The 9,424-nt window shown below is 71.5% G+C and carries 9 protein-coding genes, 1 other RNA gene and 1 pseudogene; 4 read left to right on the forward strand and 7 right to left on the reverse strand.

Annotated elements, in window-relative coordinates; all coding sequences use genetic code 11:
* A partial coding sequence (locus CCN44_RS28180; protein ID WP_086700614.1) for a LysR family transcriptional regulator occupies window positions 1-887 on the reverse strand: 887 nt, incomplete at its 3' end.
* Between the two features lie 84 nt (window positions 888-971).
* On the opposite strand from CCN44_RS28180, the gene CCN44_RS28185 reads away from it, so the two are divergent.
* The 3 genes from CCN44_RS28185 to CCN44_RS28190 all read left to right on the forward strand — a co-directional run bounded on the left by CCN44_RS28185 (window position 972) and on the right by CCN44_RS28190 (window position 4,393).
* Entirely contained in the window at window positions 972-2,216 is a 1,245-nt protein-coding gene (locus tag CCN44_RS28185; protein WP_237482388.1) for an MFS transporter, read from the forward strand.
* A 393-nt stretch (window positions 2,217-2,609) separates the two neighbouring features.
* Window positions 2,610-2,732, forward strand: a complete 123-nt coding sequence (locus CCN44_RS47480; protein ID WP_260335131.1) for a hypothetical protein — start codon at window positions 2,610-2,612, stop codon at window positions 2,730-2,732.
* Window positions 2,733-3,046: 314 nt separating this feature from the next.
* On the forward strand, window positions 3,047-4,393 hold the full coding sequence (locus CCN44_RS28190) for a helix-turn-helix transcriptional regulator (protein ID WP_158103158.1): 1,347 nt from the start codon (window positions 3,047-3,049) through the stop codon (window positions 4,391-4,393).
* A gap of 70 nt (window positions 4,394-4,463) precedes the next feature.
* On the opposite strand, the gene ssrA is transcribed toward CCN44_RS28190, so the two are convergent.
* The 5 genes from ssrA to ftsE form a co-directional block, all read right to left on the reverse strand.
* Window positions 4,464-4,833, reverse strand: a transfer-messenger RNA (tmRNA) gene (ssrA, locus tag CCN44_RS28195).
* Between the two features lie 115 nt (window positions 4,834-4,948).
* The gene (gene smpB / locus CCN44_RS28200) at window positions 4,949-5,491 is read right to left on the reverse strand and encodes an SsrA-binding protein SmpB (RefSeq protein WP_059249827.1); all 543 of its coding nucleotides are present in this window, start codon (window positions 5,489-5,491) and stop codon (window positions 4,949-4,951) included.
* A gap of 80 nt (window positions 5,492-5,571) precedes the next feature.
* On the reverse strand, window positions 5,572-6,756 hold the full coding sequence (locus CCN44_RS28205; protein WP_208639853.1) for a S41 family peptidase: 1,185 nt from the start codon (window positions 6,754-6,756) through the stop codon (window positions 5,572-5,574).
* Window positions 6,757-6,824: 68 nt separating this feature from the next.
* Window positions 6,825-7,742, reverse strand: coding sequence for a permease-like cell division protein FtsX (gene ftsX, locus CCN44_RS28210; RefSeq protein WP_059249829.1), 918 nt, complete (start codon window positions 7,740-7,742; stop codon window positions 6,825-6,827).
* A 42-nt stretch (window positions 7,743-7,784) separates the two neighbouring features.
* A complete protein-coding gene (gene ftsE / locus CCN44_RS28215; protein ID WP_055707746.1) occupies window positions 7,785-8,474 on the reverse strand; it encodes a cell division ATP-binding protein FtsE in 690 nt (229 codons plus the stop codon).
* Between the two features lie 263 nt (window positions 8,475-8,737).
* Between ftsE and CCN44_RS28220 the strand changes: the two genes are divergently transcribed.
* On the forward strand, window positions 8,738-8,938 hold the full coding sequence (locus CCN44_RS28220) for a hypothetical protein (protein ID WP_059249830.1): 201 nt from the start codon (window positions 8,738-8,740) through the stop codon (window positions 8,936-8,938).
* 103 nt (window positions 8,939-9,041) lie between these two features.
* Here the strand turns inward: CCN44_RS28220 and CCN44_RS28225 are convergent.
* Window positions 9,042-9,424: pseudogene (locus CCN44_RS28225) on the reverse strand (hypothetical protein); the annotation flags it as partial.

Here is a 9,424-nt window from a genome sequence, read left to right on the forward strand (position 1 = left end):
GCGACCGCCGTCCGCAGGGCGGTCAGGCCGGGGTGGACCAGGCCCTTGCGCCAGACCAGGGAGACCGGGGCGAGCGGAACGGGGTCGACGAGGGGGCGGCGAACCGTGCCGGCGTGGGGCGGGAAGTCCACGACGGCGAGGACCGGGTTCCGGGTCTTCGCCATGACGCGGGTGAATTCCTCGTCGCCCACGGCCAGCGGGAGCGGCGGGGCGAGCCGGATGCCCCGGCCCTCGAAGAGCCGCCGGGCCAGGTCGGTCCATTCCGGGGTGCGCGGGTTGCCGGCCCCGGCGTACACCGCCTCCCCGGCCAGCGCGGCGAGCGGCACCTGCGCCGATGCGGCCAGCGGATGGTCCTCGGGCAGGACGACGGCCATCGGCTCGTACCGCACCGGCTGCTGCTCCAGGCCGGAGCGGAGCGCCGGGTCGAGGCCGGCGAACCGGCCGAAGGAAACGTCGAGGCGGCCGGCCAGCAGGTCGGCGGCGGCCCCGGTGAGACCGCTCTCGTAGCGGGCCATCAGCTCGCAGTCGGGGGCGAGTTCCCGGGCCCGGTGCAGGACGCGGCGGCCGGTGACCAGGCCGGGTGTGTTGAGGTCGACCAGCAGGGGGCGGGCCTGGCCGGCGGCGAACGCGGCGAGCAGGTCGTGCTGGGCGGCGAGGACGCGGCGCGCGTGGGGCAGCAGGCGCTCGCCGTCCGGGGTCAGGGTGACCTGCCGGGTGGTGCGGACGAACAGCTCGGCGCCCAGCTCCCGCTCCAGCCGCCGTACGTCCCGGCTGAGCGCCTGCTGGGCGATGTACAGGCGGGCCGCGGCCCGGGTGAAGTGCAGTTCCTCGGCGACGGCGACGAAGGCGCGCAGCAGGCGGGGGTCTATGTGGGCGGGGGCGGACATGCCCGCGAATTTACAACGCGGGTGCGTCAATCGGCCCGCGAAAGGTGTTGGACCCCTTGATCCACTCTCGGCGACGGTGGATCCATGACCTCGCTCATAGCCGCGGCGCGCGGATACCGCCGCCTGTTCGCCCTCCCCGGCGCCCGCGCCTTCACCGCCGGCAACCTCCTCGCCCGCCTCCCCGTCGGCATGTTCAGCGTGAGCGCGGTCGTGATGATCGCCGGTTCCCGGGGGTCGTACGCCCTCGCCGGCGCGGTCTCCGCGACCGGGCTGGCGGCGACCGCGGTGGCCGGGCCGTGGCTGGCGCGGCTGGTGGACCGGCACGGGCAGGCCCGCATCGCGCTGCCGGCCACCGTCGTCGCCGTCCTGAGCAGCCTCGCGTTGCTGCTGTGCGTCCGCTACGACGCCCCGGACTGGACCCTGTTCGCCGCCTACACCGGCATCGCGGCCACCCCCAACATCGGCGGCCTGTCCCGCGCCCGCTGGGCCCATCTGCTGCGCGACGAGCCCGGGGCGCTGCACACCGCGAACGCCTTCGAACAGGCCGCGGACGAGCTGTGCTTCATGCTGGGTCCGGTGCTGGCGTCCTTCCTGACCGGCACGTTCTTCCCGGAGGCGGGCACACTCGCGGCGGCGGTGCTGCTGCTCGCCGGCATGCTGCTGTTCACGGCCCAGCGGGCCACCGAGCCGCCGCCGCGGGCCCGCTCGACGGCGCCGTCGCCGCTGCGCAGCCGCGCCCTCCTGCCGCTGCTGGCGTGCTGCACGGCCACCGGCGTGGTGTTCGGCGCGATGGAGGTGGCCACGATCGCGTTCGCCGACGCGCGGGGGCAGCGCGCGGCGGCCGGTGCCGTGCTCGCGCTCCAGGCGGCGGGCTCGTGCGCGGCGGGGCTGGCGTACGGGGCGCTGAAGCCGACCGGTCCCCGGCTCACCCGGTGCCTGGCGGCCATGGCCGTCCTCATGGTCCTGCCCTGGGCGGCGGCCGGTACCGGTTCGCTCCTGGTGCTGGCCGGCGCGCTGCTGGTCGCGGGCATGGCGACCGCGCCCACCATGGTCACGGCGATGACCCTGGTGCAGCGGCGCACCCCGGCCGACCGGCTGAACGAGGGCATGAGCCTGATGGTGACCGGGCTGCTCACCGGGATCGCCTGCGGTTCGGCGGCGGGCGGCTGGGCGGCGGAGCACGTCTCGCGGGTGACCGCGTTCGCCGTACCGGCCGCGGCGGCCACGCTGGCGCTGCTCGTCCACGGGGTCGCGGAGGCGGCGCAAAGGTCAAGATCCGTACCGGAGTTGGTCGACGCGCGAAGCATTACGGACGGCGATCGAAAGTAAGCGGATCGTTATCTACGTGACCGATCCCACACGATCGGATTTCGTCTACGACCGGAAACGGTGACACCCGCCAGCCGGCGTACCCACACGCCCCGCCCACACCGCCCCCCTGACGCACCCGTAACGGCCGTGAACTGCGACAACCGTCCAGGGCCCCGTGCACCACCCGGTGCGCCGGCGGGCCGCTTCGGCGGTCGGCGGAGAAGCGGGACAAGTGACTAGTCGTCAAATCGACAATGCGTCATGAGAGTTGTCGTCCGACGCACCGGCAACTCGGCCAGCGTGACGCGTGTGACCCGGTAGGCTCATCCCAACATCCACTCTCGTGGCGCACTTCGCGATCGGTTCGCCCGATCGGGGCCGATCGCCCCGCGACCGAGAGGAGGTGTGCGCGTGGACAACCCGCCCGACGGCGGCGGGCGTGACAACCGGAAGACCGGCAGGAGGATCTTCGGTTGGCTGGCGCTCCAGGCACTGGGTGCCTGGCTGCGACACCAGCTGGAAAGTCTCTTCTGACGGCGGAAGGCCCCCTGCTGCAACAGGGGGCCCTCGGGGGTCTCGCTCCCACACGCCGGCCCTGTGCCCCCGCCAACGGACTGAGAACCGTGGGGGCCAGGGCCACTTTCACAACCGATCTACGTGGACCGCAGTCACCTACCTGGGCCCGACGTCGTCCAACCTCGCGCATTTCAGCGGGCGCATCCACCAGTTCAGCCGCCTAAAAGCAAAGCGAACCAGGTCAGTTGCTCCCGCCCTCGGACGATGTGACGTGGCCGTGGCCCAGGAATGGTACCCCTAAAGTGGTCCTCCCGAGGAGGATGAAGACGGGCATGGCACGGGGACTGGCCGATTTCAGCCCATCCGAGCTGCGCGCGCTCCGCATGAACCGGCACGCCCGCCCCGGCGCGGTCGCCATGACGGCGGAGGAACTGGCGCGGGCCGTCGGCACCACCAAAGCGCAGATCCTGGCCTACGAGAACGGGCACCGAGTGCCAGACCCGCCCCGGGTCCGCGCCCTCGCCCGGGCGCTCGGCACCCACCCCTCCGCCCTGATGAACCCGCAGCGCCGCGCCTCCTGGGCCATCGCCGACGTGCGGCGCGCCTGCGGGCTGCGGGCCCGGGACGTGGTGGACACGCTCGGGGTCTCGCCGAAGAACTACCGGCGGTTCGAGAACGAGGGCATCGTGCCCAGCCGGCGCCCGCGCTTCCTCGACGAGGTGGCGGCCCTGTTCGGCATACCGCGCGCCACCCTGGAACGCGCCGTCAACCGCACCCCGGCCGTCCGCCGGCGCCAGAAGCGGGCCGCGGAGCTGATCGAGGCCCTGGCCGAGCGGTACGTGCCCGCACCGGGGCCGTGGAAGGGTCCGGCGCCCGACGACCCGGTCCTGATCGAGCTGGCCGCCGCCTACGGCCGCCCCGTGCAGCGCACCCGGCGGGTCCTCACCCACGAACTGGGCGAGCTGCGGCAGACCCGGGTCCGGGCGGAACGGGAACGGGTGATCGCCGACTTCGACACCGACCGGGACCGGCAGGCCAACGCCCAGCGGGCCCTGGAGCGCTGGACGCAGATCTACGCCCGGGAGCTGAACCGCATCGTGCCGCGGATGGAGCAGTTCCACCGCAACGCCCAGCCGTCCACCTTCTGGCAGCTGCTGGTGGACCTGTTCAACGTGGAGGCACACGCGTCCCGGGCCGAGGGCGGCCTGTGGGCGGTGGCGAAGCTGCTCTCCGCGGACGCCGAGCTGCTGCCGCCCCACCTGGTGGAACGGCGGTACGTCGAGGACGTCGCCGTCTGCCGGCTGACCGCGGCCGGGCTCGCGCACCTCAACACCTTCGCCGGCCTGTACGCGGCGCTGTACCCGGGCGTGCGCCGGCCGCTGCGCTCCGGGCACCGCTCGGGCGGGTCCCGCGGCCGGCTGACCTCCGGGACGGAGACCTTCTCCGTGCCGCACCACGCCGAGCGGCTGGTCGTGCCGCAGCCCGCGCTGGAGGCGTTCCGCGGGGTGGTGGCGGGCACCAAGTCGTTCGTGACCGTCGAGCTGAGCGACCGTCTGCGGCTCACCGTCGGTCCGAACTTCGTGACGGCCGCCCCCTTCGAGGGGGAGCTGCCCGATCCGGGGCTGCTGGACGAGGGCTGGAAGGATCCGGCGCAGGCACAGGACCCGGCGCGGGCATGACGAAGGCCCCGCCGCGCGGAGCGGCGGGGCCTTCGCCCACATGGGTGAAGGAGGCTCGGGAGCCTCCCGATCGTGGAGATGGCGGGAATCGAACCCGCGTCCAACGGTGCAGAACCAGGGCTTCTCCGTGTGCAGTCCGCTGCGATTTTCTCGGCCCCGGAGATCACGCGGACAAGTCTCCGACGGGCTCAGTCACTGTTTGATTTCCCTCTACACCCCGTGACCGGGTCTAGAGGTTTAGTTCCCTAGCTGATGCCAGGATCCGGGTCGGGAACAGCCCCGGGCTGACACTTCGCGAGTCGCTACTTAGGCAGCGAGGGCGAAGGAATCGCGCTTGGTGTTGGCGATTATTTTTTGCGACATATGGTTTACGAGATCATTGCCGCTTCCTCGACACGCTTCCCCTGCTTCGACAACCGCTGTCGAAACCGATCATCCCCATGTTGATTTTTCAATCCCCTCCGTGGAGGGGGCACGCGCACCCTCTGTGGAGTGCCCTGCCATCGTACGTGACCAACGCACGACGATGCCAGCCTATTCCCGGTGGCCGGCCGGCTAGATGCCGCGCTGCCTGCGCTTCGCCGCCGCGATCGCCCGTTCCGACTCCCGCCGGTCCTGCTTCTCCCGCAGCGTCTGCCGCTTGTCGTACTCCTTCTTGCCCCGTGCGAGAGCGATCTCGGCCTTCGCCCGGCCGTCCTTGAAGTAGATGGCGAGGGGCACGATCGTGTGTCCCGTCTCCTGGGACTTCGACTCCAGCTTGTCGATCTCCTCGCGGTGCAGGAGCAGCTTGCGCTTGCGGCGTGCGGAGTGGTTGGTCCAGCTGCCCTGGTGATACTCGGGGATGTGGGCGTTGTGCAGCCACGCCTCACCCCGGTCGATCTGGACGAAGCCGTCGGTCAGCGAGGTCCGCCCCTCGCGCAGCGACTTGACCTCCGTGCCCATGAGCACGAGCCCGGCCTCGTACGTGTCGATGATCGCGTAGTCGTGCCGGGCCTTCTTGTTCTGGGCGACGATCTTGCGCTTGCCGCCCTTCTCGCCGTCCCTGGCCTTGGCGGCCCCGCCGCCCTGCTTGGGCTGGGACTCCTTCGGTACGTACATTCCCTTGCTCATAGTGCCGCCCATTTTCGCACCACACAGGGGGTGTGCGTACAGCCGATTTACATGACCGCGGGCGGTGGCTACGAGGGGTCGCCGAGGCCGGTGAGGACCGTCCTGGCCCGTTCCAGGGCCCGCCCGCCCGCCTCCAGGTCGGGGGTGATGCCGCGGCCGTCGACCGTGTGCCCGGAGGGGGTGCGGTAGTGGCCGACGGTCAGCTCGGCCACCGAGCCGTCGGGGAGTTTCGTCGGCATCTGGACGGAGCCCTTGCCGAAGGTGCGGGAGCCGATCACCACCGCGCGCCCCCGGTCCTGGAGGGCGCCGGTGAGCAGCTCGGCCGCGCTCATGGTGCCGCCGTCGACGAGGACGACCAGGGGGCGGCCGGTGTCGCCGCCCGGGGCTGCGTGCAGGGCGCGCTGGACGCCGTCGACGTCATAGGTGGCGACCAGGCCGCCGTCCAGGAACGCGGAGGCGGTGTCCACGGCCTCGGTGACCAGGCCGCCGGAGTTGCCGCGCAGGTCGAGGACGGTCCCGCCGTCGGCCGGGGTGGTGCGCAGACGCTCGCGGACCGCGTCGGCGGACCCCTTGGTGAAGGCGGCGATCTTGAGGACGGTGACCCCGCCGGGCAGTCGGCGCACGGTCACGGAGTCGGTGGACAGCCGGGCCCGGTGCAGGGTCTCGGTCCACGCGCGGGTGCCGCGCTGGAGGCCGAGGGTGACCGTCGTACCGGCCGGGGCGTCCTCGGTGTCGCCGCGGAGCGCGTCGCCGCGGAGCAAGGCGACCACCTCGGTGACCGGCCGCCCGTCGACCGTGCTGCCGTCGACGCTGCGCAGCCGGTCGCCGGGGCGGATCCCGGCGTCGGCGGCGGGCGATCCGGGCTGCACCCGGGTCACCGCGATCCGGCCGTCCGCCTCCTGCCGCGCCCACAGGCCGACACCGGTGTAGCGGCCGTCGAGCGCGTCCTGGAACTCCTCGTACTCGCCCTCGGAGTAGACCGCGGCCCAGCGGTCCCCGCTGCGGCTGACGGCCCGTTCGGCGGCCTCCGTCGGGGACTTGCCGTCGGCCATCGCCTCGGCGGCGGCCCGCTCGACGGCCTCGTGCCGGCCGGCCGCGTCCGCCGGTCCGGCCGCGGACTTGGGGGCGGGACCGTCCGGCTCCGGGAACGAGCCGGTGGCGGCGCCGGCGATCAGCACAGCGGCGAAGACCAATGTCAGGGCGGCCCCACGGCGGTTGCGGCGGGGCTGGCAGAACAGGTCACGGCCTGACATGGCGGCGAGTCTAGGGCAACGCGAAGGGGCCGTACGGCCGGACGCCCGTACGACCCCGTTGGCATGCGTCACACCTTGAGGTACTTGCGCAGCGCGAAGAACGCCGCCAGCGACGGCATCAGCACACTGGTCGCGAGGATCAGCGGCAGCTTGGTCAACACCGCGTCCCAGCCGACGAAGTTGATGAGCGTGAGCTTCTGCGACAGCTCCATGCCGTGGTCGATGGTGAAGTACCGGCCGAGCACGAGCGCCACGCAGGCGAGGCCGCCGCCGATGAGCCCGGCGACCGCGGCCTCGGCGATGAACGGCGCCTGGATGTAGAAGCCCGAGGCACCGACCAGGCGCATGATGCCGGTTTCGCGCCTGCGGCTGAACGCCGAGACGCGCACGGTGTTGACGATCAGCAGCAGGGCGACGATCAGCATCATCGCCATCACGCCGAGCGCGCCCCGGTTCATCAGGTTCAGCAGCTGGAAGAGGTTGTCCAGGATGCCCTTCTGGTCCTGCACCGACTGCACGCCGTCCCGCCCGTTGAACGCGGAGGCGATCACCTGGTACTTCTGCGGGTCCTTGAGCTTGATCCGGTACGACTCCTGCATCTGGTCCGGCGTCAGCGAGCCGGCCAGCGGGGAGTTGCCGAACTGCTCCTTGTAGTGCTTGTAGGCCTCGTCCTGCGACTCGTAGGTCACCTTCTCGACGACCGGCATGCCGCGCAGGTCCGCGAGGATCTGCTTCTTCTGGTCCTCGGTGACCGCGCCCTTGGCGCAGTGCACGTCGTTCTCCGCGTCGTGCTTGTTGCACAGGAAGATCGAGACGTTGACCTTGTCGTACCAGTAGCCCTTCATGGTGCTCACCTGGTCGCTCATCAGCAGCGAGCCGCCGAAGAGGGCCAGGGACAGGGCGACGGAGACGATGACGGCGAAGGTCATCGTCAGATTGCGGCGGAGACCGACACCGATCTCCGACAGGACGAACTGGGCGCGCATGGCGGGTTCTTCAGGCCTTTCCGGAACTGGGTGCTGGTGCGGTCAGTGCTGGTAGCCGTAGACGCCGCGGGCCTGGTCGCGGACGAGGCGGCCCTTCTCCAGCTCGATGACGCGCTTGCGCATCTGGTCCACGATGTTCTGGTCGTGCGTCGCCATGATGACGGTGGTGCCCGTCCGGTTGATGCGGTCGAGCAGCTTCATGATGCCGACGGAGGTCTGCGGGTCGAGGTTGCCGGTGGGCTCGTCGGCGATGAGCAGCTTCGGCCGGTTGACGAACGCGCGCGCGATGGCGACGCGCTGCTGCTCACCACCGGACAGCTCGCCCGGCATCCGGTCCTCCTTGCCGCCGAGCCCGACGAGATCGAGCACCTGCGGCACGGACTTGCGGATCTCGCCGCGGGACTTGCCGATGACCTCCTGCGCGAAGGCCACGTTCTCCGCGACCGTCTTGTTCGGCAGCAGCCGGAAGTCCTGGAAGACCGTGCCCAGCTGGCGGCGCATCTGCGGCACCTTCCAGTTGGACAGGCGCGCGAGGTCCTTGCCGAGCACGTGCACCTGGCCGTGGCTGCACCGCTCCTCGCGGAGGATGAGCCGCAGGAAGGTGGACTTTCCGGAGCCGGAGGACCCCACGAGGAAGACGAACTCGCCCTTTTCCACCTCCAGGGAGACATCCCTGAGTGCGGGGCGGGTCTGCTTGGGGTAGACCTTGGAGACGTTGTCGAATCGGATCACGGATGCACCACGGGTCGCCGGGGGTAGATGAGCGTGACCATACGCGAACCGGGTGTGCACGTGCAGGCGCGGGTTGAGGTTGGGCAAGACTTGTACGTTTTTGTACCGGCCCCTTGCCGCGGCCCTGTTCCCGGAGGCCCCGCGCGCACGCCGCGGGAACCTGGCACAGTGGAAGGAAAGCGCGGGAGACCGGGAACGCGGGGGAACGTTCTCGTCCCCGCGAGCGTTGTACGTGTGATGGCCGGTGCAAGGAGGGCGAGCGCATGACGTACGACCGGTTGGTGTGCGCGAACTGCGCGGCGCCCGTGAGTGAGGGCCGGTGCCCGGTGTGCCGTGCCAACCGCGAGCGTCTGCAGCAGGAGGGCTTCCTCGGGGGCCTGAACGGGCTGAACCCGATGGCGCTGATCGCGCTGCTGGCGGTGTTGATCGCCGCGGTGGCGCTGCTGGCGCACCAGACCGCGTGACCGGGTGACCGAGCCCGCCGAAGCGTCGTAAAGGGCCCGGAGCGCCAGGCTCCGGGCCCTTACGTGTGTCACGCGCGTGCGCTGGGTGACCGTGCGGTCACCGTCAGGCGGCGGCGCCCCGGCCGCTCACCAGGCGCGGCAGCACGCGGAAGCCGATGCCGCCGGCGATCATCGTGGCGGCGCCGACGAGCAGGAACGCGGTCTGACCGGCGCCGGTCTCGGCGAGCTGCTTGTCACCGCCCTGGGCCGTGGTGTTGTCGGAGCCGGTCTCGGTCAGCGCCGAGGAGCCCTCGCCCTGGGGGACGTTGTTGTTGCCGCCCTCGGGGCCGGTGTGGTTACCGCCGGTGCTGCTGGAGCCGCCGTCGGTGGAGCCGCCGGTGCTGCCGGAACCGCCGGTGCCGGAGCCGCCGTCGGTGGAGCCGCCGGAGACGCTGCCGCCGGAGGTGGAACCGCCGGTGCCGCTGTCGCCACCGGAGTTGCCGCCGT

Source organism: Streptomyces tricolor (genome assembly GCF_002155905.1).
In the GTDB taxonomy this organism is placed as follows: domain Bacteria; phylum Actinomycetota; class Actinomycetes; order Streptomycetales; family Streptomycetaceae; genus Streptomyces; species Streptomyces tricolor.